Here is a 24,873-nt window from a genome sequence, read left to right as displayed (position 1 = left end):
GATCACGCTACCGGTGTTCACTGGATCCGCGATTGGTGGTCACCTCAGCTGGGTAGCGTCAGCACATGGGCACGGAAAGCAGCAACGGCGGCACCCCGAACCTGCTCAAGCAGTACGATGGCTACCGCGTTCTCGACGACGACGATGACGACCCGGTGCTGCTGAAGTCCGACGGCGAGACGGTCGACACCTGGCGCGAGAACTACCCGTACGACGAGCGGATGGACCGCGCCGACTACGAGCGCGAGAAGCGCCTGCTGCAGATCGAGCTGCTCAAGCTGCAGAACTGGATCAAGGCCAACGACCGCCGCCTGGTGATCCTCTTCGAGGGCCGCGACGCCGCGGGCAAGGGCGGCACGATCAAGCGCTTCATGGAGCACCTCAACCCGCGTGGGGCGTCGGTGGTCGCGCTGGAGAAGCCCAGCGAGCGCGAGCAGTCGCAGTGGTACTTCCAGCGCTACGTCGCCCACCTGCCGGCCGCCCGGGAGATGGTGCTGTTCGACCGGTCCTGGTACAACCGGGCCGGCGTCGAGCGGGTCATGGGCTACTGCACGCGGCCGGAATACCTCGAGTTCATGCGCGAGACGCCGGAGCTCGAGCGGATGCTGGTGCGGTCGGGGATAAACCTCATCAAGTTCTGGTTCTCGGTGACCCGCCACGAGCAGCAGACCCGTTTCCTGATCCGCCAGGTCGACCCGGTGCGCCAGTGGAAGCTCTCGCCGACGGACCTCGCCTCGCTCGACAAGTGGGACGAGTACACGGAGGCGAAGGAGGCGATGTTCTTCTACACGCACACGGCCGACGCGCCCTGGACGATGATCAAGAGCAACGACAAGAAGCGCGCCCGCCTGGCCGCGATGCGCCACGTCCTGACCCGGTTCGACTACGACAACAAGGACGAGGAGATCGTGGGTACGCCCGACCCGCTGATCGTCGGCCCGGCCAGCGAGCTCTTCGAGGACGGCGAGCCCCCGGCCAAGGCCTTCACCGGCTTCTGACCTACTGCCGGCGGCGGCGCTGCTTCTTGAGCTTTCGGTCGTCGCGGAGCTCCAGGTACGGCTCCTTGTCGCGGGGGTGGCCCGCCGCGATCGCGCGGCCGCGTTCCAGTTCCGCGTCGTATTCCGCGCCCAGCAGGATGGCCATGTTGGAGAGCTGCAGCCAGACCAGGAAGACGATGATGCCGGCGACCGTGCCGTAGGTCTTGTTGTAGGACGCGAAGAACGTCAGGTAGAGGGCGAACAGTCCCGAAAGGACGATCCACAGCAGCACGGCCAGCAGGCCGCCCGGGGTGACCCAGCGGAACTTGCCGTGGCGGGCGTTCGGTGACGCGTAGTAGAGGATCGAGAACATCAGGCTGACGAGGACGACCAGCACCGGCCACTTGGCGATGTTCCACGCCGTGACGGCCGCGGAGCCGACGCCCAGCGCGTCGCCGATCGAGTCCGCGAACCGGCCGGTGAAGACCACGATCAGCGCACAGGCGATGAGCAGCAGGCCGACCGCGGCCGTGACCGCGACGCGGGTCGGCAGCGTCTTCCAGATCGGCCGGCCCTCGGGCACGTCGTAGATCGCGTTGGACGCGCGCATGAACGCCGACACGTAGCCCGACGCCGACCAGAAGGCGACCAGCACACCGACGACCGCGCCGGCGCTGGCCAGCGAGGAGTTGCCGGCCACCTGGTCGATCGCGTTGTTGACGAAGTCGGCGATCGCGCCCGGGAGCGTCGTGGTCAGGTTGTCCTGCACCGCCTTGACGGTGTCGGGACCGAGCAGGCCGAGGATCGAGACCACGACCAGCAGGCCCGGGAAGATGGACAGGATGCCGTAGTAGGTCAGCGCCGCCGCCCAGTCGCTGACCCCGTCCTCCGAGAACTCCTTGGCGGCCCGCTTGGCGCTGGCCAGCCACTCGCCGGGGGGCAGCTTGGTCGGGCTCGACGGGGCGGACGGGTTGTCACTCATGGGCACCTCCGGTATCACCCGGCCTTTTGCCCCGCTGCGTGCGGTTCAACCACATCATGCCGCCGGACGCGGATCACGGGCGCCTGGCGCGCCGCGTACCCTCTCGCCATGGTCGATGCCCACCCCCGGGAACCCCTTGTCGATCTCGACCGGCCGGCGCCGCCGCGGCCCGCGATCGAGCCGGGCGAGCGGTTGCGCGGCGGGCTCCGGCGGTTGCGCGCGGCCCGCCTCCAGGTCAGCGCCGTCGCGCTGGCCGCCGTGCTCGGTGCGGTGGCGGGCGGCGCCGGCGTGCACCGGTGGGAGGCCGGCCAGGAGCGCGCCGCGGCGGCGGCCGTCGTCGAGGTCGGCGCCCAGCTGATCGACCCGGCCGACCTGGACGGCACCAGCGACGGCACGACGGCGTCGATGGTGGCCAACCTGACGCTGGTCAACCTCGGCCCGCTGCCGATCGAGGTCGAGGACCTCGGCGCCCGGCGACAGGGCCTCGAGATCCGCAACGCGTCACAGCGAGTGACGATCCGGCCGGGCTTCCGGACCATCGCCGTCACGATCACCTTCACGTGCGCGCAACGCACGGTGTTCATCGCCGCGCCGCTGCCGCTGAACATGTGGATCCGCACGGCCGACGGGGCGACCCGCACCGTCGACACCACCGTGGAGATCAGCCCCGGTGCGCGCTGGCCGCGGTCGCTCGAGCAGCGCTGCCGCGACTAGCTTCTAGCCGTGCCAGGAGCGCCAGAGCGCGGCGTACGGCCCGCCGGCGTCGACCAGCTCGTCGTGGGTGCCCAGCTCGGTGATCCGACCGTCGGCCAGCACCGCCACCCGGTCGGCGTCGCGGGCGGTGTTGAGCCGGTGCGCGATCGCGATGACCGTGCGCCCGCCGAGCACCGCGGCCAGCGACCGCTCGGTGCGCCGCGCGGTGGTCGGGTCGAGGGCCGCCGTCGCCTCGTCGAGGATCAGCGTGTGCGGGTCGGCGAGCACGATCCGGGCGAGCGCGAGCTGCTGCGCGTCGGCCGGGCCGAGCTGCCGGGCACCTTCGCCGAGCCGCGTGTCGAGCCCGTCGGGTAGCGCGGCGTACCAGTCGGCGCCGACCGCGACCAGCGCGCTGAGCATCTCGCCGTCGGTGGCGTCGGGCGCGGCGAACGACAGGTTGTCGCGGAGCGTACCGATGAAGACGTGGTGTTCCTGGGTGACCAGGGCGATGAGCTGCCGCCGCCGGGCCGGTTCGATGTCGGCGACCGGCACGCCGCCCAGCGTGACCGACCCGGTGTCCGGTGCCTCGGTGCCCGCCAGCAGCCGGGCCAGCGTCGACTTGCCGGCACCCGACGGCCCGACGATCGCGAGCCGTTCCCCCGGCCGCAGGTCGAGGTCGATGCCGTGCAGCACGTCGTGCCCGGCGGTGTAGGCGAACCGCGCGTCGCGCACCACGATCCGCTCGTCGCCGGGCACGGGCGCGACGCCGCGCTGCTCCGGCACACCGAACCCGACACCCAGGACCCGGGCGTACGAGGCGACGCCGCGCTGGGCCTGCTCGATGAACTGCAGCATCCGGTCGAGCGGCTCGATCGCCTGCTGCAGCAGCAGCGCGGCCGCGACCACGTCGCCGATGCTGACGGAGCCGTCGCGGGCGAGCACGCCCCCGGCCAGCAGGACCGCCGCGACCGGCAGGCCGTAGCTGCCCTCGACCACCGGGTAGAACACCGAGCGCAGGCCGAGCGTCCGGCGCCGCGTGGCCCACTGCCGGGCGACCCGGTCGGTGCCGCTGGTGATCCGCTCGTCGCCGAGCCGCAGCGCCTCCACGGTGCGCGCGCCCTCGGCGGTGGTCGTCAGCGACTCGGTCAGGTCGGCGCTGGCCGCGCCCTCGGCGAGGTAGGCGGGGCTGGCCCGGCGCAGGTACCACCGCGTGACGGCGAGGATGCTGGGCAGCCCGGCCAGGGCGACGAGGCCGAGCATCGGGTGGATCAGGAAGACCGCGCCGAACAGCAGCAGGAGCTGGGCCGACGAGATCAGCATGATGGGCACCACGTCGCGGACCATCGTGCCGACCGTCGCCACGTCGACGGAGCTGCGGTTGGCGAGGTCGCCGGTGCCGGCCCGCTCGACCACGGCGGTCGGCAGGTCGAGCGTGCGGCGGACGAACCACTCGCGCAGGCGGGCGATGGCCCGCTCCCCCAACCGGTAGCCGGCCAGGTAGCCGTAGCGCAACAGCACGCCCTGCACGAGCGTGCAGACGGCGATCGCCAGCGCGAGCCGGTCGATCCGGGCGACGGTGGCGCCCTGCAGCACGTCGTCGACGATCGCGCCGAGCAGCCGGGGCGCGGCCAGGCCGGCGGCGGCCGCGGCGGCCTGCAGCAGGAGCACGACGACCACGGCGCGACGCTCGCCGCGCAGCAGGTCGCGGCTGGACCGCCGGGTGGTGACCCGGTCGGCGACGGGCAACGCGGTCATCCGGCCACCTCGGCGTCCTCGTCGGCGCCGCGGGCGACCAGGGCGCGGTAGGCGGAGTCGCGGGCGAGCAGGCCGTGGTGGTCGCCGGTGGCCGTGACCCGGCCGCCGCGCAGGAATGCCACCTCGTCGGCCTGACCGAGCAGGAGCGGCGAGGTCGCCACGAGCACGGTGGTGCGGCCGGCCCGGGCCGCGCGCAACCGCTCCGCGATCCGGGCCTCGGTGTGCGCGTCCACGGCCGACGTCGGGTCGACGAGGATCAGCACCTCGGCGTCGGCCAGCACGGCCCGGGCCAGCCGGACCCGCTGCCGCTGGCCGCCGGAGAGCGTGCGCCCCTGGGTGTCGACGTCGGTGTCGAGGCCGTCGGGCAGCGCGTCGACGACGTCCTCGGCCGCGGCGGCATGCACGCCGGGCTCGACGGCGCCACCCGCCGGGCTCAGCGTCGTGCGCAGCGGGCCCGCGAACAGGTAGGCGTCGTGGTCGGCGACCAGGATGCGGCGCCGCACCTCCGCCAGCGGGACCGCACCGAGCGGCACTCCGCCCCAGGTCACGTCGCTGGTCGCGAACCGGGCGAGCCGGTCGGCGAGCGCGGCGGCGGTGCCGGGGTCGTCGGCGGCGACCGCGACCAGCCGGCCGGCCGGCACGGTCAGGCCGCTGTCGGGGTCGTGCAGGTCCGCGGGGCCGGCCGGCGCCGTCACCGACTCGCCAGCCGGGGCGTGGTCCTCGGGCTCGACCCGGAGCAGCGCGACGATCCGCCGCGCGGCGACCCGGCCCCGGATCACGTCGTACGTGCTGCCCAGCAGCATCCAGCAGGGTGTCGTGAGCATGGCGACGTAGCCGTAGACGCCGACCATCTCGCCGACCGTGATCTGGCCCTGCACCGCGAGCCGGGCGGCGGACCAGACCACCAGCGCGAGGAAGACCGCCGGGATGGCGATGGCCAGGCCCTCGATCCAGCTGTTGACCGCGGCGACCCGGTAGCCCTCGGTGCGCAGCTTGGCGGACTGCCGGTCGTAACGGTCGGCGAACAGGCTCCGGCCGCCGACGCCGGCCAGCACCCGCAGGCCCGCGACGATGTCGGTGGCCCGGGCGGTCAGCGCGCCCTGCCGGCGCCGGTAGTCGGTCTCGACCGCCTCGAGCCGGCGCAGCAGCGGCGCGATCACCGCGACCACGCTCGGCACCCCGACCAGCACGAGCAGGGCGAGGACCGGTTCGATGCGCCAGAGCACGACCGCGACCACGGCGTACGCGATGACGGCCCCGATGCCCGGCCCCATGAACGTCAGCACGTGCGAGACGTAGCCGATGTCGCGGCCGCTGACGGTGGCGACCTCGCCGGCGTCGAGCCGGCGCGGCAGCGTCGCGCCCGCCCGGGCCAGGTGGCGCAGCACCACCTCGGCCGAGCGGGCGGTGGCGTCCTCGCGGACGAACGTCATCGTGCGGTGGCGCATGATGCCGACCCAGGCCATCGCCAGACCGGAGGCCACGATCGTGCCGACCCAGAACAGCAGGGCGGCCCGGTCGTGGGCGCGCAGGCCGTCGTCGACGGCGCGGGAGACGAGGTAGGGACGCAGCGCGAGACCGACCATCCACACGGTGCCGAACAGGGCGCCGCGCAGGATCCGCCAGGGCTGGCTGCGGGTCAGCCACCAGATGTAGCGGAACGGTCCCCGTGTGTCCGGCACCCCGGGATCGGCATGGGGGATCTGCGGGGGCACGCGTTCAACCTACCTTCGCCCCCTGTTCCACCTCACGCAGATTTCTGCCAGGATCATATAGAGGAATTGAAGTATTTCTTCATTTGACTGGAGGTCGTGCATGAAGCACCGCTGGTTGGCCCTGCTCGGGGCCGCCCTCGCCGCGTTCCTGGTGCTGCCGTCCGCGCCGGCGCTGGCGGCACCCACGTTCAAGGTGCCGTTCCCCTGCGGGCAGGCCTGGTCCGGACAGACGCGCACCAACCACAGCCCGGCCAACGCCATCGACTTCAACCGCACCAACGACGACGGCGACCCGGTCGTGGCGAGCGCGCCCGGCACGGTCGACGTGGTCACCAACCTCGGCGACACCAGCTACGGCCGGTACGTCCGGATCAACCACGGTGGCGGCTACACCACGTACTACGCCCACCTGAGCGGGTTCAACGTGTCGGTGGGGCAGTCGGTCGGCTACGGCTCGGTGATCGGCTACGTCGGCACGAGCGGCGGCTCGACCGGCCCGCACCTGCACTACGAGCAGCGGCTCAACGGCTCGGCGGTGCAGATCCGGTTCAACGGGGCGCTGGCGCTCTACTGGGGCACGAAGACCTACACGAGCGACAACGCGTGCTCCGGCGGGGGCGCGGGGTCCGGCACCGTCAACACGGCGGGGACGCCGCTGACGGTGCGGTCGGGCCCGGGCACCTCGTACGCGTCGGTCGGCACGGTGGCCGACGGCACGCGGGTGACGATCCAGTGCCAGACCACGGGGACGACGGTCACCGGCACGTACGGCACGAGCAACATCTGGGACCGCATCGGCGCGGGCCGCTTCATCGCGGACGCGTACGTCCTGACGGGCTACGACGGCTTCATCCCAGGCGTACCCCGCTGCTGATGTGGTGGTCCGGGCGGAGGGGCCCCTGTTTTCTGGGTCCCCTCCGCCCCCGTTTCGCGTGCAATTATTGAGGGAGACAGCCCGCTTTCTGGGGAGGTCGTGATGACGGACAAGATCCGGATCCGACCAGGCCTGCTGGTGGTCGACCGCACCGGCACGAGAATCGGCCGAGTCCGCGAAATGCACAGCCCCGACCCACTCGCGGTGTCCGACGACGGCCGCCGCATCGGCGACATCGGCGACATCGAGGCGATGCTGCCCGGCTGGACCCGCCACGCCCTGCCCGGCGTCCCCGGGACCGCGGCGGCCCGCCTGGTCCGGGAGGGCTACCTGCGCATCGCCCGCGGAGGCCCACCACCGACGCGCCTGTGTTACGCGGCGCTGACGGACGTGGCCGACGTGCACGAGGAGACGGTGGAACTCTCGGTCGTCCTCGACGACCTACCCACCGCGACGACCCGCCGCGGTTAGCCGCGGGGCGCGCCGTCAGCGGAGCCTGATCACGGACGCGTTCACCGGCGGCGGCGGAACAGGCCGCGTTTCGTGGGCTCCGGTCGCACCAGCTCCGCGATCAGCACGCGGATCATGTCGAACGTGAGGACCGTCGGGTGGCGGTCGGCCGAGGCGAGCAGGCCGACGCAGAGCACGGCGAAGGTCAGGTCACCGTGTGGCTCCGCGACGAAGACCGGGGGCGCCCGCGAAGCCCGTGGGTGGTGAGCCCTGCCAGCGGATCACCCGGTCCGGGTCGCGGCCGACGTTCGAGGTGACGATGGCCAGCGGTCGTCGCTCACCCGGCAGCGCCGCGACCACATCTTCGCGAAGTCGGTCACGATCAGGTTGTCCGATGCCGCGCCCGCCGGCTCGATGAGGTCGGGCCGCAGCCGCACCTCGCCCACCTCGCCGCGCGTCAGGCGGTCGGCGGTCAGCCACCATTCGCGTACCCGGTCGACCTCGTCGGTGGACTCCACGAGCTCGTTGTAGAAGACCGCGGTGCCGGCGTGTGCACCCTGCCCGAGAGGCAGGGTGCACGAACCGAACTGTTTCGCGATCAGGTCGGCGAGTGGATCTTCGTCGGTCACGGCTGACATCCTGCCCGCCACGGGTACGCGATCCGCGCGTGGGTCAGAGGCTGCGGGCGGTGATGTCGCCGTGCGAGGTGGTGGCCCGGATGTCGAGTCCCGCGGTGCCGTCGTTCTTCAGGGCGTTGGCGACGCGGCCGTAGCCGGTGCCGGCGTCCAGCGTGGCCGAGACGCCGGCGGTGGCGCCGATCGAGATGTCACCGAACCCGGTACGCAGCACCACCGCGCCGTCCACGGCCTCGGCGATGCGGATGTCACCGCGGGCGGTGCTGATCCGCGCCGCACCGCCCAGCCGGCCGACCTCCACGTCACCGTCGATCGCGGTCAACCGCACGCTCCCGGCCTCGTCGATCTTGATCCGCCGGTACGCACCGTCGAACGCGACGTCCCCGAGCCGACCGACGCCGCGTACCTCGCAGCAGGCGGACCTGCCCTCGACGGCCGAACCGGCGGGCAGCTCGACGGTCACCTCGACGGACCCCGACGACCCGAAGAGCGTGTGCTTCGCGGCGGTCAGGTCCGCGACCCGCAGCACACCGTCGCGACACTCGACGGTGACCCGCCGCGCCGCCTTCACGTCACGACTCTTCGAGGCGTCCACGGGGTCGACCCGCACGGTGGTGTCGGCCCGCTCGGACGCGATGAACCGTACGCGCCCGGCGGGAACCTCGAGGACGACCGAGATGGCGCCGGGGGTCTCGAACTTCCGCATGACGTTCTCCTTCGACTGGCTGTTGTTCGTCATGCGTCGACTATCAGCACCCGCGCCGCCACACCCCCGCCACGGACCTGACACGGAGCTGCCGTCCGTCGTTGGCGGCGTCGGCTGGCGTCGCTAGACTGCTGCAACCACCCAGGGTGAGCTTGCGCTCTCAGGGAGGAAGGGGTCGATGGCCCGCGTCGTCGTCGTGCACGGCATCCGTCAGCACGTCAAAGGTCCACATCAGCTCAGGGCGTCGATCCTGGCCGCGCTGCTCGACGGGCTGGCGTTCGCGCGCGCCGACGGCCACGGTGCCGACCTCGATCCGGAGTCGGTCGCGTTCGCCTTCTACGGTGACGTCTTCCGGAGCCGCGGCGAGGTGCTCGCGCCCGACGCGCACTTCGACGCGGTCGACGTCGAGACCGGCTTCGAGCAGGACCTGCTGCTCGCCTGGTGGCGCCGGGCCGCCGAGGTCGACCGGCGCGTCGTGCCGCCGGAGGCCGAGACGCTGGGCGGCAGTCCGCGCTGGGTGCAGTCGGCGCTGCGGGCGATGACGCGCTCGCGTTTCTTCATGGGCCTCTCCGAGCGCCTGCTGATCGGCGACCTCAAACAGGTGAGGTCCTACCTGTTCGACCCGGCCGTGCGGCAGGTCGCGCGGGACCGGGTGGCAACGTGCGTGAGCGACGAGACCGAGGTGGTCGTCGGTCATTCGCTCGGCTCCGTCGTGGCCTACGAGGCGCTCTGCGCGCATCCCGAGTGGCCGGTGCGGTCCTTCGTCACGCTGGGCTCGCCGCTCGGCCTCCGCCATCTGATCTTCGACCGGCTCGAGCCGCCGCCGAAGCCGGACCCGGCGACCGGCGAGTTGCGGGGCGGCTGGCCCGGTGCGGTCACCGCGTGGACCAACGTGGCCGACCGGGGCGACGTCGTCGCGGTGGAGGAGGACCTGCGCATCCGCTTCGGAGACCGGGTACGCCAGATCAGGGTCGACAACGGCGCGTCCGCGCACGACATCGCCCCCTATCTGAGCGACCGGTTGACCGGGGCGGCGATCGCCGACGGCCTCGATGCCTGACGGCGACGGGCATCGCCGGTTCCTGGTCTCCGTCGGGGTGACGACGGGCCTGTCGGCGAGCCGGGCGGCCCTCGCGGGCTCGGTCGAGAGCATGGCCGCCCTGTTCACCGAGCAGTTCGGCTACGCCCGCGTGCCCTCGTTCGGCCTGGACCCGAGCGCCCAGCGGTTCCGCACCGAGCTGCGCCGGTTCTGCCGGGAACGGGAGCCCGACGACGTCGTGGTGGTCTACCACACGGGGCACGCCGACCTCGTCGGCGAACGGCATCGACTGTGGATGGGCGGCACCGAGGACCCGTACTCCGACACCGTCAGCACCAGCGAGCTCGCCGAGCTGATGCTGGCCGAGACGCCGCTGCGGCACGCCCTGCTCATCCTCGACTCGTGCTTCGCCGGGCACGGCGGCGCGGAGGCTCTGTTGACGGGCATGCGCTCGGTCGCCCGCGCCGAGGGCAAGACGCTGGTCGTGCTGACGGCATCGCACCCGCTCGAGCAGGTCCGGGCGGGCGACTTCGCGCGCCTGTTCGGGGAGGCGGTGCGGCACAAGGCGACCGCTGGACACGAACCGCGTTACCTGTCGCTGAGCGCCGTCGCCGCGCACATCATGGCCAACCCCGGGCGGCCCGGCTGGCAGACGGTGTCCGTGAGCGAGCTCTTCCGGTCGACCGCGCAGCTGCCCTTCCTGCCCAACCAGCGCTACGACACCCGCCTGCACGGACTCGACCTGTTCACGCAGCTGCGGATGGCGCAGGGAGCCGCCCGCGAGGAGGAGATCGCGCAGCATTTCCTGCCCCGGGCGCGCGGCGTGGACCTGCCGACGGAGACCGGTTGGTGGTTCGAGGGCCGCCACCTGGCGTTGCGGGAGCTCGTCGGCTGGCTGGCGTCCGACGAGGACCGGCGGTCGCGGGTGGTCACGGGCGACCCCGGGTCGGGCAAGTCCGCCGTCGTCTCCCGGCTGGCCGTCCTCAGCGATCCGGCCCTGCGCGCGGCCGTGCCGCGGGGCGCTGGCCTGCCCGCTGACACGGTCCCACCGGTCGGCGCCGTCGACCTGGCCGTGCACGCGCGACGGAAGCCGACGCAGGAGGTGATGGACGCGCTCTGCGGCGCCTTCGACGCGCCGGTGAACAACCTCGAGGGCCTGCTCTCGGCCGTACGCAACCGTCCGCTGGTGGTCGCGGTCGACGCGCTCGACGAGGCGCTGGACCCGGTCGAGCTGGTCGACGGCCTGCTCCGCCCGCTGCTGGACTGGGGACCGGAGGTCGGGCTGCGGCTGGTGCTGGGCACCCGGCGGCACCTGCTCCCCCGGCTCGGGCCCAACGTCGTACGGATCGACCTGGACGACGACACCCACGCCGACCCCGACGCGATGCTCGGCTACGTACGCCGTCTGCTGTTGGACGGGCCCGGCTACCGCGACGTCGCCCCCGAGGTGGTGTCCGGCGTGGCGACGGCGGTCACCGCGGCGGCGGGGAACTCCTTCCTCGTCGCCCGCATCACGGCCCGGACGTTGGCGGCACGACCGCCCGCGGACGAGGCCGACCCGGCCTGGCGGGCGGCGCTGCCCCGCACCGCGGCCGAGGCGATGCGGCAGGACCTGGACGTCCGGCTGGGCGACGCGGCCGGCCGGGCGCGGGACCTGCTCACCCCGGTCGCGTACGCCCAGGGTGGCGGCCTGCCGTGGGAGGACGTCTGGGCGCCGCTGGCGTCGGCCCTGAGCGGACGGCACTACAGCGACGACGACGTGCTCTGGCTGCACCGCAACGCGGGCGCCTACCTCGTCGAGTCGGGTGACCACGACCGCTCGGTCTACCGCCTCTACCACGAGGCGCTGGCCGAGTACCTGCGCGCGGACGGCGACCCCGCCCGTTCCCACGGTGTCATCGCGGACGTGCTGCTCGACCGCGTGCCGATCGGCCCGGGCGGCCGGCGGGACTGGAGCCGGGCACAGCCGTACCCGGTCGCCCACCTGGCCACCCACGCGGCCCGGTCCGGCCGCCTCGACACGCTGCTGGCGGAGGCCGGCTTCCTGGTCGCCGCCCGGTCGGCGGAGCTGCTGACCGCGCTGGGCGCCGCCGAAGACGAGCGCGGCCGCGCGGCGACCCGGGTCTACCAGCGTGCGGTGCACCTCGTCACCGCGAGCAGCGGCTTCGGCGAGGCCGCCGCCCACCTCGATTTCGTCGCGCGGCGCAGCGGGGCGGACTTCCTCGTCGAGGACGTCGCGCGGCAGCCGGTGCCGCGCCCCTGGGCGGTGAGCTGGGTCCGCTGGGCGCCCGAGCAGCTTCGGCTGGCCGTGCCGAGCCCGGAGAGCATCGAGGCGATCGACTGCGCGGTGCTCGGCGACGGCCGCGGCGTCGCCGTCACGGGAAGCTTCGACGGCGTCGTCCGGATCTGGGACCTCGCCACCGGCGACCAGCTCGCCGCGTTGCCCGGACACGTGGGTCCGATCAACGTGCTCCGGTGCGGGACCCTTGCCGACGGCCGGCCGGTGGCGGTGTCCGCCGGCTTCGACCGGACGGTCCGGTCGTGGGACCTGGAATCGGGGCGTCCGCTGGCCACGATCCTCGGGCCGGTGGAACGCGACGCGCGCACCTTCGCGCAGGTCTCGGACCAGAGTGGAGCGAGCTTCAGCGCCCGCGGCGGGCCGATCACCCATCTGGCCGTGGTGAGCCGGCCCGGCCGGCCGCCGCTGGCGGTCACCGGCTCCTTCGACGGCACGGTACGCACCTGGGACGTCTCGGCGGGCCGCTACCGCGGGGTGCTGGTCGACCGGTCCCGGCTCGTGACCGGCTACTCCGTCCGGCAGACCCGCACCGGCGGCCGGAGCGAGTTCTACGGCGAGAGCCAGGCGCCGCCGATCGAGGCCATGGACTGCGCCGTGCTGGCCGACGGGACCGCGGTCGCCGTGCTGGAGGCCGTCGACAGCTCGGGCGGGCACACCGAACGGCTCGAGGTGTGGGACATCGACGCGCACCGGCTGGTCCGTACCATCGTCATCCCGGTCGTCGACGAGACCTGGCGCCGCACCAGCGCGATCGGCCGGATCATCTGCGTGTCCGGCCTGGCGTTGATCGATTCGACGTTCACGACGAGTCCGACCGTGTACGACCTCGGCACCGGCGGCCCCGCCGGCCATCTCTCGCTCGGCGGCCACGGTGCGCTGGCCGTGGCCGACCTGCCCGGCACCGGCTGGACCGCCGTCTCGCCGGGTTGGGGCACGCTCGAGGTGCAACCGCTGCCGGCCGGCGAGAAATGGTCGGTGCCGATCGGCGGGCCGCACGTCAGCGCGATCGCCGCCGGCCCGGCCACCGACGCGGTGCCGCTCGCGGTGACCGCGGGTCACGACGGGCTGCTGCGGCTCTGGGACCTGCGGCCGCCGCAAGACGCCGCGGCCCATCCGGCGATCGACCTGGTCGCGGCCTGCACGCTCCCGGACGGCGTGGGCGTGGTGGCGGGAGCATCCCGGGGCACGCTCACCGTGTGGGCGGCCGCGACCGGTGAGACGGTGGCGCGGCACCCGCTGCCCGGCACCGCCCCGCAGGCGCTGCGGACGCTGGTGCTGCCGGACGGCACGGCGATCGCCGCCGTCGTCGACGACGAGCAGATGTGCCGCGTCCTGAGCCTCGCCGACGGCGGGTTGCTCGCCGAGATCGATCTCCTCCCGCCCACCGACCGCGCGCACCGGAGCTGGGTCTTCGACCGCCGTCGGCCCGGACTCGTGCTGCGCGGCGACCCCGGCGGCGCCGCGATGCTCGTCCTGGACGGAAAGAGCCACCCCGGCGTGTACGGCCTTCCCGCCGGGGAGCCGGTCGAGTGGGAGGTGCGGTCCACCGACCCGACGCCCGCGATCGTCGCGGAATCCACCGGCCGGGCGCGCGGCTGGCTCGGCCGGCTGCTGGGGCGGCGGGACGGCGCGGTCGCCACCGCGGCCCGCGCGACGGTCGTGGCGGCCGCCGCTCTCCCGTCGCCGGACCACGACTCGCTGGTCGTCGTGGACGACCGGGGCACGGTCCACGTCGTCGACGCGCGCTCCGGTGCCACGCGACTGCGGTTCCAGGGCTTCGAGCCCGGGGCCGCGGTCCAGCAGTGGTCGTTCACCTCAGAGGCCTACACGGTCTCGGCCGTCGGCTGCGGTCACGACTCGACCGGACGCCCGATCATGGTGGTCGCGGGCCGCGACGGGAAGCCCGCCGGCGAGACCACGGACGACGACTTCGGGGACGACGGCCGCGCCCGGCAGGTGGTCCGGGTCTTCGACCTGACCGACGGCACGCTGCTCCGCGAGCACGGCGCCCCTGATCTGCCGTCGGCGATCGTCCCGATGACACTGGCGGACGGCCGCACCCTGATCTGCACCCGGATCGGCGGGAGCGAACTGCTCTTCTCCGACCTCGACGCGCTGGCGACACCTCCGTCGGTCTACCCCTACATCGACGCCACCACCGCCTTCGACGCCGACGCCCCGATCCGCGATGTGGCGTTCTGCGAGCCGGACACGGTGATGGTGGCGACGTCGAACGGCATCGTCGCGATCCGCCTGGACCCGGACGCGCTGCCGAAGCTCATCCACGCCGGCGGCTGAGCCCCGCGAACCCGGACCACCTCGACCGTGGGCGCGGTTCGCACGGCGGTCAGCCGACGTGATCGGCCCGCGGCCCGCCCTGGGACGGGTGCGGTCCGCGACAGCGCGCGGCCCGGAGCGATGATGTGCTCCGGGCCGCGCGCCGTGTCGAGGTCAGACGCCGCCGAGCTTCGTGTAGGCCTCCGCCGCGTTCTCCGCCGTGACCTGCATCGTGTCCAGGGTGGTCGAGCGGGGCACGTCCTTGCTGCAGTCGACCAGGATCTTCTTCGCCAGGTCGACCGCCTCGCGGCCGCCCGTGGCGTACTGGAAGGTCGCCGCCAGGCGGCCTTCCTGGACCGCCTTGATGCCGCCCGACGGGACCGGGAGCGCGTCGATGCCCGTGAACTTGATCTTTGTTTCCAGGCCCGCCGACTTCGCCGCCAGGTAGGCGCCCTCGGCCATCGGGTCGTTGTGCGCGTAGATGGCGTTCACGTCCGGGTGCGCCTTCAGCAGGGCGTCGGCCACGGTCTGGCCCTTGTCGCGCAGCCAGTCCGCCGGCTGGGACGCGATGATCTCGATCTTCGGGTTGCTCTTGATGCCCTCCCGGAAGCCCTGCGCGCGCTCGGCCGCGGGCGTCGCACCCGGCAGGCCCGCGATCTCGATGACCTTGCCACCGTCCGGCAACAGGGTCTTCGCGTAGAACTCCCCCGCCGCCCGGCCGATCGCCACGTTGTCGCCGCCGATGAACGCCGTGTACGCGTCACCCTCGACCTTGCGGTCCAGCACGATCACCGGGATGCCCTGGTCGTACGCCTTCTTCACGACCGCGGTCAGCGGCTTGGCCTCGTTCGGCGAGATGATCAGCAGGTTGATCTTCTGGGTCAGGAAGTTCTCGACGTCGGCGACCTGCTTGCTGTTGTCCTGCGCCGCGTCGGCGACCTCGACCGTGAATCCGGGTACGGCCTTCGCGGCGGTCTCGATGTCGTTGTTCATCACCTGGCGGTAGGGCTCGGCGTTGTTGGCCTGCGACATGCCGATGAGGAAGTCCTTGCCGGAGCCGCAGTTCTCGGACGAGGCGGCCGAACCGGAGCCGGCACCGTCGGACTGTTTCTCGACGCTGCAGGCACTCGTGGCGGCCAGGGCGCCGCACGCGAGCACGGCGAGCAGGGCGGTACGCGTACGCATGGGAACGCTCCTAGAAGGGCGGGGACGGACGGAGTCAGGCGACCGTGTTGCGCAGCTTCTGCAGCGCGGCCGCGGCGACGATCACCAGGCCCTTGATCAGCAGCTGCACGTTCGCGTCGATGTTGTTGAGCGCGAGGATGTTGTTGAGGATGCCGAGCAGCAGCGCGCCGGCCAGCGTGCCGCCCATCGAGCCGGACCCGCCGGCGAGGCTGGTGCCGCCGATGACCACGGCGGCGATCGCGTCCAGCTCGTACCCGGCACCGTCGTTGGGGCTGCCCTGGTTGAGCTGGCCCGCGTGGATGATGCCGGCCACCGCGGCGAGCAGGCCCGCGATGGCGAACACGGCGACCTTGACCCGGGTGACCGGAACACCCGAGAGCTTGGCCGCCTTCTCGTTGCCGCCGATCGCGTAGACGTGCCGGGCGAACGCGGTGGTCCGCAGCACGACGATCGCGGCGACGCCGATGGCGATGAAGAGCACCGCCGGGACGGGTACGACCCCGTTGATGCTGCCGTTGAGGAACTCGAACGCCGGCGGTGCCTCCTTCGGGCCGTCGCCGTACGCGATCGGGATGCCCAGGCCGCCGGACCAGATCCGGGCCAGGCCGCGGGCGACCTGCAGCCCGGCCAGCGTGACGATGAACGACTGGATCCCGAGCCTGGCCGTCGCGTACCCCTGCAGGGCCCCGAACAGCAGGCCGATCGCGAGCACGACGACCACCGCGGGCAGGATGCCGTAGCCCGAGTCGACCATCAGCGTCGCGGTGCCGACCGCGGACAGGCCGAGGATCGCGCCGACGGACAGGTCGATGCCGCCGAGCAGGATCACGAAGGTCATGCCGACCGCGATGATGCCGATCTCGGAGACCGCGCGGACGATGTTGCCGAGGTTGCCGCCGTCGAGGAAGAGGATCTCGCCACCGCGGCGCGGGGAGACGGCGATCGCCACGACGAAGACCACGACGAGCGCGAACAGGCTCTGTACGGCGAACAGCCGGTCGAGCAGCTCGCGGCGGCTGCGCGGCCGGTGGACCCAGCGGGCCGCCGTGCCGCGCAGACCGACGGTGCCGGCGGCGGGCGCGACCTCCTCGCCGGGCGGCGTGCGGGTGTCGGTCATCGGGAGTCCTTTCCGGCCACGGCCACGCCCATCGCGGCGGCGAGGATGTCCTCGGCGGTCGAGTCGGCGGCGGTCAGGTCGGCGGCGACCGCGCCGCGCCGCAGCACGACCACCCGGTCGCAGACGCCGAGCAGCTCGGGCAGCTCCGACGAGGCGAGCAGGATGCCCATGCCGTCGGCGGCCAGCCGGTGCAGCAGGCGGTAGATCTCGGCCTTCGCGCCGATGTCGACGCCCCTGGTCGGCTCGTCGAGCAGGAGCAGCCGCGGCCGAACCAGGAGCTGGCGTGCGAAGATCACCTTCTGCTGGTTGCCGCCGCTGAGCGAGCCGACCGGCGCGGCGGCGGAGGCGGCCTTGATCGCGAGCTCGGCCATCTTGCCGCGCACCGCGGCGCGCTCCCGGCCGCGGCGCACCACGCCGAGCGTGCTGAGCGACCCGAGCGCCGCGAGCGCGATGCTGCGGCCCGTCGGGTGCGCGAGGACGAGCGCGGACCGGCGCCGGTCCTCGGGTACGAAGCCGACGCCGGACCGCAGGGCCGCGCGGGGGTTACGCGGCGCGTAGGGCTGCCCGCCGAGGCGGACGGTGCCGGAGCGGCGGCCCGGTGAGCCGGCGCCGAAGAGCGTCTCCAGCAACTCGGTGCGGCCGGCGCCCATCAGCCCGGCCAGACCGACGATCTCGCCGGCGCCGACGGTCAGGGTGACGCCGGTGGGTTCGGAGCGCCCGGGCCGCACCGTCTTGGGCCGCACGGAGAGGGCGTCGACCTCGAGCAGCGGCTCCCGGTCGGCCGGCCCGTCGGGCGCGGCGGCGACGTCGAACAGCGACTCGGCCGAGCGACCGACCATCAGCGAGATGATCCGCCCCCGGTCGGTCTCCCCCGGCCGGACCGTGCCGGCCACCGAGCCGTTGCGCAGCACGGTCGCCCGGTCGGCGATCTGCTCGATCTCCTCCATGCGGTGCGAGATGTAGACGACGCCGACGCCTTCCCGGCGCAGGCCGGCGATGGTGGCGAACAGCCGCCGCACCTCGGCGTCGGCCAGGGCGGCGGTCGGCTCGTCCATGATCAGGACCCGTGCGTCCAGGAGCAGCGCCTTGGCGATCTCGACGAGTTGCTGCTCGCCGACCCGCAGCGAGCCGAGCAGGCGGCGCGGGTCGAGGTCGGCGCCGAGCCGGCCGAGTTGCTCGCGGGCCGTGCGCAGCATCGCGCGCCGGTCGACGGTGCGCAGCCGGGTGCGCGGCTCGCGACCGAGCACCAGGTTCTCGGCCACCGACAGGCCCGGCACGAGGTCGAGCTCCTGGTGGATCGTCGCGATGCCGGCCGCCTGCGCGGCCGCCGGGCCGGCGAACCGCACGGGCGACCCGTCGACGGCGACCGTGCCCTCGTAGTCGGTGATCACGCCGGAGAGCACATTGATCAAAGTGGACTTGCCGGCGCCGTTCTCCCCGAGCAGCGCGTGCACCTCGCCCGCCCGCACCGAGAAGTCGACGCCGGCCAGGGCCACCACGCCGCCGAAACGCTTGGCCACGCCGGTCATGGTGACGACCGCTTCGTCACTCATGCCGACCTCCTGAGAAATCGATTTCTTGCATCCGGAACGTAGAAGAGCTTCAACGTCCTGTCAACCCCTGAAGGATCCTTCCGAGGCGATTGCAACGGTCCGTTGTTATGCGGAAAGCGTTAACAACGGACCGTTCCTTGCGTTACGGTGTGGCGTTGAGTGCCGTGTGGACGGTGGTCGCGAAGACGGTGTCGCGGTGGACCGGGCTCGCGGCGAACCGCCACGTGCCGGCCGGGTACTGGCCCGGCGCCCAGGCCGTGCCGCCGTTGCGCCACAACGGTTGCCAGGCGGCCATCGCGTGGCCGGCGTCGTACCAGGTGTTGTCGCCCCGCCAGGCCGACGCCCAGCGGTGCGCCGCGACCATCGACAGGCCGGGGCCCGTGGTCATCGTCCACGATGGCATCCCGGGCACGTCGCCGGTCGGGCGCGCCTCCACGGCCGGGTCACCGACCGCCGGCAGGGCACCGTCCACGTTGAACGCCACCTCCCAGACCGCGGCCGTCGGCGCGCTGTCGACCTGCCAGACCAGGTCGCTCTGCAGCGCGGACCCGGTCCACCGCGGCGCTACCGTGAGCAGCCAGTCGGCCCGCACCGGCTCGTCGCCGAACGGGATGCCGATCAGGTGCAGCCGGGAGCCGTCCGCGGACACGTCGACCCGCGCCGGCGCGCCCGCCCGGTCGGTCACGTCGAACCGGCCCACCGCGAGGTAGGGCCCGGTGCCGCGGTGGGACTGGTCGAGCGCGGGCCGATAGCCCCCGCCGGTGTCCACGTCGAGCGCGGCGATCCGGGCCTCGGGCCAGGTGCGCACGTCGGCCCGCAGGAAGCTCGTGGTCACCCGGTAGCCGCGGGCGACCACCCCGCCGGCCCAGGTCAGCGGCGCAAGCCAGAGCCCGCCCTGGCCCCACCCGGCATGGCTGAGATACCAGGAGGAGCCGTCGACCACGACCTCGGCCGCGTGCGCGTCGAGCACGGCGACCTTCTCGGCATGGTCGAACCGGAACGGATCGGCGCTGCGGTAGACGGCCGTCCGCCGGTAGGCGGCACCGTAGTCCGTGCCGTCACAGCAGACGAACAGGTACCAGAACGACCCGCGCCGGACCACGAACGGCGACTCCGTCGGCCCGCCCGCCTGCCCGCTGACGGGTGCCTTGTACGCCACGGCGGGCGCGCTCCAGGTCGTCAGGTCGGTGCTCGTGCGGTAGTTGACGACGTGGTTGCCGCCGGTCCGGGGTGAGGTGGCCGTGTTGTACATGACCCACTGCGCGCCGACCCGGGTGACCATCGGGTCGCGCCCCTCCCAGCCGTCGGTGAACAGCGGGTTGGCCGGGCTGCGGGTCCAGGTGAACAGGTCCGGCGAGGTCGCCAGGTGCATCCGGTAGTTGGCGAAGTCGGGGTTCCCGGCCGCGTAGAACAGGTAGTAGAGCCCGTTGCTGTAGACCACGTGCGGCGCCCAGATCCAACCCTCCCCCGCGGCCGCGCTCGCGGTCAGCGCCGGCGGCTGTTTCGTCCAGGGACCCGCGAGCGACGGCGCGGTGGCATGCCCGAAGGTCTTCTCGTCGAGCGGGTTCGCCGGCTCGGCGTGCGTGATGGCGAAGACGTGCCACACCCCGGTCCGCACGTTCCGCACCAGCGTGTGGTCGTTGTAGTACCAGGTGGTCGACTCCCCCACGCTCGGGTCGTAGACGCGGGTCAGCGCGCCCTGCGCCGGCGTGTCGGCGACGGTCTCGTAGGGCACGGTGGTGACCGCGGCGAGCGGTCCGACCCGGCGTAGCGACACGGTGTCGATGCCGGCGAAGAAGCCGGTGGACGCGGCATGCCGCCCGGTCACGGTGACCGTCAGCCGGTGCGGGCCGGCCGCCAGCGACACCGAGCCCAGCGGGACCGCCCCGGTCCGCTGCACCGAGGCGGCGTACCCCTCGAAGAGTTGCCCGACCGCGACGCCGTCGATCGCGAACCGCACGTGGCCGTAGTCCGGGCCCCGCGTCAGCACCGCGCCCAGGTCGTACTGGCCCGGGGTGACCGCGGGCAGCGACACGGTGACCGCGTCGCCCGCCCGCACAGCCCGGAACCACAGCTGCCGCCCGGCCGACCAGGCCACGCCGCAGCAGTTCGGTTGCGCCTCGACCGGCGCCGAGGCGGAGACGGCCGGCAGCAACGCCTCCGCCTCGAGCCGGACCGTCTCGTCCGCGGCGCGGGCGGGCGCGGCGGCCCCCGCCAGGGTGAGAACCACCCCGGCGAGGGCCGCGATCAGCCGTCTCACAGCAGGCTCGGGCGGGGGAACTCGGACCCGGTGGCGAAGTGGTCGTGCCACTTCCAGGTCGTCTGCACGAACCGGCCGCCGTCGGAGAGCGACACGAACGCGTCCGCGGTGGTGCCGCGGGTGAAGGTCACGATGTCGGCCCGCCCGTCGCCGTCGAAGTCACCGACGCCCGGCACCTCCGAGTTGAGCGCGAACAGGTCGTGCCACTTCCAGTTGTCCTGGACGAAACGCGAGCCGTCGGAGAGCGAGACGAACACGTCGCCGGCGGTGCCGCGGGTGAACGCGATGATGTCGTCGCGGCCGTCGCCGTTGACGTCACCGGCCGCCGGAAGCTCGGCCCCGACCGCGAAGTGGTCGTGCCACTTCCAGCCGTCCTCGACGAACTTCGCCCCGTCGGAGAGCGAGACGTAGACGTCCGCCTGGTCGTGCGTACCCCTGGTGAAGGTCGCGATGTCGTCCCGCCCGTCGCCGTTGAAGTCGCCGACCACCGGGAGTTCGGCACCGACCGCGAAGTGGTCGTGCCACTTGACGCCCGGCCCGAACGAGGTCCCGTTCGAGAGCGCCACGTAGACGTCGGCGAGGTCGCCGCGCGTGAAGGTGATGATGTCGGCCAGCCCGTCGCCGTTGACGTCGCCGACCGCCGGGATCTCCGTGCCGACCGCGAAGAAGTCGTGCCACTTGGTCCCGCCGGCGAACCCGCTGCCCGTGGAGAGTCCGACGTAGACGTCGGCCGGGTCCCCGCGCGTGAACGTGATGGCGTCGGCCCGGCCGTCGCCGTTGACGTCGCCGGTCAGCGGGATCTCCGCGTCGAGGGCGAACAGGTCGTTCCAGAGCCAGCCGTCCTGCACGAACCGCGTGCCGTCGGAGAGCGAGGTGAAGACGTCGCCGGCCAGGCCCCGGGTGAAGACCACCGCGTCGTCGCGCCGGTCGTTGTCGGCGTCACTCGTGTTGCGCGGCCGGGTGGTCGCCGACACCTCGCCGGAGCCGCCGCCGGCGTTGCCCGCGCCGTCGACCGCGACCACGCGGTAGTAGCGGGTCACGTTCGCGGGCAGCGGCCCGTGCCGGAAGGCGGTGGTGCGGGACGTGCCGACGAGGTTGGCCGCGGTGATCGCCACCCCGGGCGACGCCGACGCGTAGATCCGGTAGCCCGTCACGCCGACGTTGTCCGACGGCTCGTTCCAGGACAGGGCCACCGCGTGGGTACGGCCGCCGCCGAGGGTCAGGCCGGTGACCGCGGCGGGGGCGGTGGTGTCGGCGTAGGGCGGCACCATGCTGTCCGCGACGTACCTCGACGCGGTCCAGGCCGGGGCGCCCGCGACCGGCGTGAGCGTGACCGTGACCGCCGACTTCCCAGCCGTCCGCGCGGCCGGCAGCACGAACTCGTCGGCCAACCAGCGCTGGGTGCCGTTGCCGAGCGGCTGGACCCAGACGCCCGCGCCGACACCGTCGACGGCGACGGTCATCTGCTGGTACGCCGCCTGCTGGTCGCCGGTCCGCCGGAGCTTGACGCCCTGGTTGGCCGGGTCGACCGCCACCCGGAAGCTGACCGCGCCGGTCGACCGCCGCACCTGGTCGGTCACCGTCACGCTGTCGTCGTCGCCCTCGAACCGCGACGTCAGCGCCGCCTGGCCGCCACCCACGTCCGTGTACGCGTGCGCGGTCCGGCTGGCCGCGTCGCCGGTGACGACGGTGTCGGTGCGCCGCAGCGCCACGGTCGGCTGGGTGTAGAGGAACGCCGTCGAGCCGTACTGGGCCGGCATGTCGCTGGCCGGACCGTGCTCGATGCCGAACCGCAGCCCACTGCCGTACGAGACGGCGTCGCCGAGCATGAGCCGGTAGGTCGCGTCGCACTCGTCGACGCAGCCTCCGCCGCGGAACTGGTGCGCGGTGTTGCCGGTGAACACGCCGCTGTACTCACCGCGGTTGAAGTACCAGCCGGACTCGTAGAAGTCCTCGGTGCCCGTGCCGTAGATCTGTGGTGTCGGCGAGCCGTCGACGTACACGCGTTCGTCGCCCTCGAGGTAGTTCCGGGTGTTGCCGCTCGTGATGTGGCCGCGCATGGTGTGGCTGACGCCCACGAACCGGCCTCGGCCAGCGGCGTCGACGACGGGCCAGTCGGTGCCGGCGACCGTCTCGGCGCGACGGGACTGGGTGGTGAAGTAGCCGGCCGGGCCGGCCGCCGCGAGGGCGTCGGTCCAGGTTGTGCCGGGCGCGGAGGTCACCTCGGCCTGGATGCCGTTGAGCGCGGCGCCGGTGGTGTTGGCGAGCTGGAGCGTGGCGCCGGTCCGGAACGGCATCGGCCACCAGGCCGAGTACCAGCCCCCGGCCGCGGCGTCCATCGCGAACATCAACGACCGGACGTTGCGCTCCCCCAGCCCGCCGCCGAAGAACTCGCCGGCCGGGCTGTCCACCGTGGACCGGCCGTCGAAGGTGAACCGCAGCCGCAGTCCGCTCAGGTTGGGCTCGGTCGCGAGCGCGTCCGGCACGCGCAGCCGGAACGCGGTGACCGCCCGCGGCCCGCTCAGCGTGGCCAGGGTGGCCGAGCCGCCGGCCGGCACGTTGACGGTCGCGGCCGCCGTGGTGGCGCCGGCCTGCGCGGGCTTCGGGTCGCGGGTGCCGGCGGCGCGCAGCTTGTCGACCACGTCGGTGGCCGGGTCGGCCGGGTTGAACGTGCTCACCCCGCTCGCGTCGGCGAACTCGCGGTAGGTGACGTGGTAGAAGAGCGGGTTGTGCTGGGTGGTGATCCGCATCGAGTCCCGGTAGGGCATCGGGACCTTGACCGTGACGCCGCCGGAGGTCTGGTCGGCGTTCGTGACCAGGGGGAACGAGAACGGGTTGCCGAGCCCGCCGTTGACCAGGTTCTGCAGCCCGGTGTTGACCACCGTGACCCCGTCGAGCTCGATCCGGATCCAGCCGGTGTTGGTGACGGTGCCGTTGTCGCGGGTGAACCAGATCGACTGCACCTCGCCGGCGCCGCGGTCCTCGGCGATCACGCAGCCGCCGGACTGGCGCAGGCACGAGTAGGTGCCGACGAAGCCGTCGTCGTTGGAGCCGTCCCGGGCGAAGCTGGAGAACTGCTCGGTCCGGGTGCCGGCGGACAGGTAGGGCAGCCGGTCGAGCCGGCGGTAGGCGTCCCAGCCGATCGGGCCCTTGTCGTCGGGGACGGCCAGCACGGCGGCGCCGGCGGCCGCGGTGGCGGGCGGGACGGCGGCGGGTGCGGTGACCGCGAGCAGCGCCGCCACGGCGGCGCCGAGGGTACGGGATCTCACGGCGGTCCCTTCGTCTAGAAATCGATTGCTGGCGAGTTAACTTCGGGGACCGATGACTGTCAATACTTGCCCGCCCGGTTTCAACGTTTGAAGAATATTTTCAGTGCATCCGCCTTAACCCCCAACAGAACGAGGTGGCCGGCAGCCATTGACAGTCGTCGTGGTATTTCCGCATAGTGCGAGCAATCGATTTCTCTCCCGTACCCCCGAGGAGACCGTCGTGCGTATCCCCTCCTGGCTCGCGGCGCTCGCCGTCGCGGCCGCGGTCGTGCTCGCGGCGCCGGCACCGGCGTCGGCCGCCTGCACCAGCATCCCGGCCAACCACGACCCCACCGTGATCCGGATCGTCTACCAGGTCGGCGTCGCCCGCGGGGTCTCCGACCGGGTGATGCTCGCCGGCTTCGAGGCCGGCTGGGTCGAGTCCCACATGAACAACCTGCCCTGCGGCGACAAGGACTCCCTGGGCGTCTTCCAGCAGCGGCCCAGCTACGGCTGGGGCACGCCGGCGCAGATCCTCAACGTCGAGTACGCGTCCACCCAGTTCTTCAGCCGCGCCCAGGTCGAGGACGGCCGCTGCCCGGGCTGCACCGCGGGCCAGATCGCCCAGGCCGTGCAGCGGTCGGGCTTCCCGGACCGCTACGACCAGAGCGAGGCCAAGGCGCGGGCGCTGCTCGCGGAGGCGCGGGCGATGGTCGGCGGCGGGGTCGCCGGCACCGCCTACTCCTACGGCGACCAGCAGCACGTGGCCGCCGTCAACACCGGTGGCACGCTGAGCAACATCTCGTGGTCGCCGGCGACGGGGCTCGTCCGGCCGGACTGGGGCGGCGGCGCGCTGGTGGGGTTGCCAATCGGCTACGCCCACAATGGACAGCAGCACGTGTTCGCCCGCGGCACCGACAACACGCTGCGGCACTGGTGGCAGAGCGGTTCGGCGGCGCCGGGACTCGACAACTGGAACACGGTCGGGTTGGTGCGGTCGGATCCCACCGGTTTCGCGTACGGGAACCAGCAGCACGTGTTCTTCCGCAACCCGGCCGGCAACTTGGAGCACCGCTTCTACGACCTCGTATCGGGGCAGGTGTCGGGC

General features: G+C 72.9%; 18 protein-coding genes. 7 read left to right on the top strand and 11 right to left on the bottom strand.

The features are described from left to right. Nucleotides 1–65: 65 nt before the first annotated feature. Nucleotides 66–998, top strand: coding sequence for a polyphosphate kinase 2 (gene ppk2, locus Asi02nite_RS27940; RefSeq protein ID WP_203716904.1), 933 nt, complete (start codon nt 66–68; stop codon nt 996–998). A gap of 1 nt (nt 999) precedes the next feature. Here the strand turns inward: ppk2 and Asi02nite_RS27935 are convergent, their stop codons facing one another. After that, complete coding sequence (locus Asi02nite_RS27935) at nt 1,000–1,959, bottom strand: YihY/virulence factor BrkB family protein (RefSeq protein WP_203716903.1); 960 nt, start codon at nt 1,957–1,959, stop codon at nt 1,000–1,002. Between the two features lie 108 nt (nt 1,960–2,067). Here Asi02nite_RS27935 and Asi02nite_RS27930 point away from each other — a divergent pair, with 108 nt between their 5' ends. Beyond that, entirely contained in the window at nt 2,068–2,673 is a 606-nt protein-coding gene (locus tag Asi02nite_RS27930; RefSeq protein ID WP_203716902.1) for a hypothetical protein, read from the top strand. 3 nt (nt 2,674–2,676) lie between these two features. Here Asi02nite_RS27930 and Asi02nite_RS27925 read toward each other — a convergent pair whose 3' ends face one another. Together Asi02nite_RS27925 and Asi02nite_RS27920 are read right to left on the bottom strand one after the other, a co-directional pair. Then, on the bottom strand, nt 2,677–4,407 hold the full coding sequence (locus Asi02nite_RS27925; protein ID WP_203716901.1) for an ABC transporter ATP-binding protein: 1,731 nt from the start codon (nt 4,405–4,407) through the stop codon (nt 2,677–2,679). After that, complete coding sequence (locus Asi02nite_RS27920) at nt 4,404–5,993, bottom strand: ABC transporter transmembrane domain-containing protein (RefSeq protein ID WP_444541778.1); 1,590 nt, start codon at nt 5,991–5,993, stop codon at nt 4,404–4,406. Before Asi02nite_RS27920 ends, Asi02nite_RS27925 begins: the two co-directional genes overlap by 4 nt. Before the next feature lie 229 nt (nt 5,994–6,222). On the opposite strand from Asi02nite_RS27920, the gene Asi02nite_RS27915 reads away from it, so the two are divergent. Beyond that, entirely contained in the window at nt 6,223–6,996 is a 774-nt protein-coding gene (locus tag Asi02nite_RS27915) for a M23 family metallopeptidase (RefSeq protein WP_203716900.1), read from the top strand. A 102-nt stretch (nt 6,997–7,098) separates the two neighbouring features. After that, nucleotides 7,099–7,467, top strand: coding sequence for a hypothetical protein (locus Asi02nite_RS27910; protein ID WP_203716899.1), 369 nt, complete (start codon nt 7,099–7,101; stop codon nt 7,465–7,467). A 41-nt stretch (nt 7,468–7,508) separates the two neighbouring features. On the opposite strand, the gene Asi02nite_RS42425 is transcribed toward Asi02nite_RS27910, so the two are convergent. The 3 genes from Asi02nite_RS42425 to Asi02nite_RS27900 all read right to left on the bottom strand — a co-directional run bounded on the left by Asi02nite_RS42425 (nt 7,509) and on the right by Asi02nite_RS27900 (nt 8,820). Next, nucleotides 7,509–7,643 (bottom strand): hypothetical protein, encoded by a 135-nt coding sequence (locus tag Asi02nite_RS42425; protein WP_275410395.1) that lies wholly within the window; start codon nt 7,641–7,643, stop codon nt 7,509–7,511. 84 nt (nt 7,644–7,727) lie between these two features. Next, nucleotides 7,728–8,075: a hypothetical protein gene (locus Asi02nite_RS27905; protein ID WP_203716898.1), complete on the bottom strand. Its 348-nt coding sequence runs from the start codon at nt 8,073–8,075 to the stop codon at nt 7,728–7,730. 43 nt (nt 8,076–8,118) lie between these two features. Continuing rightward, nucleotides 8,119–8,820 (bottom strand): DUF4097 family beta strand repeat-containing protein, encoded by a 702-nt coding sequence (locus Asi02nite_RS27900; RefSeq protein WP_308440184.1) that lies wholly within the window; start codon nt 8,818–8,820, stop codon nt 8,119–8,121. A gap of 145 nt (nt 8,821–8,965) precedes the next feature. Between Asi02nite_RS27900 and Asi02nite_RS27895 the strand changes: the two genes are divergently transcribed. Continuing rightward, nucleotides 8,966–9,847, top strand: coding sequence for a hypothetical protein (locus Asi02nite_RS27895; RefSeq protein ID WP_203716897.1), 882 nt, complete (start codon nt 8,966–8,968; stop codon nt 9,845–9,847). After that, nucleotides 9,840–14,423 carry a WD40 repeat domain-containing protein gene (locus tag Asi02nite_RS27890; RefSeq protein WP_203716896.1) on the top strand — a complete coding sequence of 1,528 codons (4,584 nt, stop codon included), beginning with the start codon at nt 9,840–9,842 and terminating at the stop codon, nt 14,421–14,423. The genes Asi02nite_RS27895 and Asi02nite_RS27890 overlap by 8 nt, the downstream gene beginning before the upstream one ends. 153 nt (nt 14,424–14,576) lie before the next feature. Here Asi02nite_RS27890 and Asi02nite_RS27885 read toward each other — a convergent pair whose 3' ends face one another. The 5 genes from Asi02nite_RS27885 to Asi02nite_RS41865 all read right to left on the bottom strand — a co-directional run bounded on the left by Asi02nite_RS27885 (nt 14,577) and on the right by Asi02nite_RS41865 (nt 23,786). Further along, nucleotides 14,577–15,587, bottom strand: a complete 1,011-nt coding sequence (locus tag Asi02nite_RS27885; RefSeq protein ID WP_203716895.1) for a substrate-binding domain-containing protein — start codon at nt 15,585–15,587, stop codon at nt 14,577–14,579. Between the two features lie 34 nt (nt 15,588–15,621). Next, nucleotides 15,622–16,704, bottom strand: a complete 1,083-nt coding sequence (locus Asi02nite_RS27880; protein ID WP_203716894.1) for an ABC transporter permease — start codon at nt 16,702–16,704, stop codon at nt 15,622–15,624. Then, nucleotides 16,701–18,257 (bottom strand): sugar ABC transporter ATP-binding protein, encoded by a 1,557-nt coding sequence (locus Asi02nite_RS27875; RefSeq protein ID WP_203716893.1) that lies wholly within the window; start codon nt 18,255–18,257, stop codon nt 16,701–16,703. Before Asi02nite_RS27875 ends, Asi02nite_RS27880 begins: the two co-directional genes overlap by 4 nt. A gap of 142 nt (nt 18,258–18,399) precedes the next feature. Next, nucleotides 18,400–20,517, bottom strand: a complete 2,118-nt coding sequence (locus Asi02nite_RS27870) for a family 43 glycosylhydrolase (RefSeq protein WP_203716892.1) — start codon at nt 20,515–20,517, stop codon at nt 18,400–18,402. After that, on the bottom strand, nt 20,514–23,786 hold the full coding sequence (locus Asi02nite_RS41865; RefSeq protein WP_239127167.1) for a DUF2961 domain-containing protein: 3,273 nt from the start codon (nt 23,784–23,786) through the stop codon (nt 20,514–20,516). The genes Asi02nite_RS27870 and Asi02nite_RS41865 overlap by 4 nt, the downstream gene beginning before the upstream one ends. A gap of 220 nt (nt 23,787–24,006) precedes the next feature. On the opposite strand from Asi02nite_RS41865, the gene Asi02nite_RS41860 reads away from it, so the two are divergent. Further along, nucleotides 24,007–24,873, top strand: an 867-nt coding sequence (locus Asi02nite_RS41860; RefSeq protein ID WP_239127165.1) for a PLL family lectin, incomplete at its 3' end; no start/stop codon positions are given.

It is taken from the genome of Asanoa siamensis (genome assembly GCF_016862555.1).
Classification (GTDB): Bacteria; Actinomycetota; Actinomycetes; order Mycobacteriales; family Micromonosporaceae; genus Asanoa; species Asanoa siamensis.
Note: the sequence above shows the minus strand (reverse complement) of the source record. Positions and strands in the feature narration are given on the sequence as shown.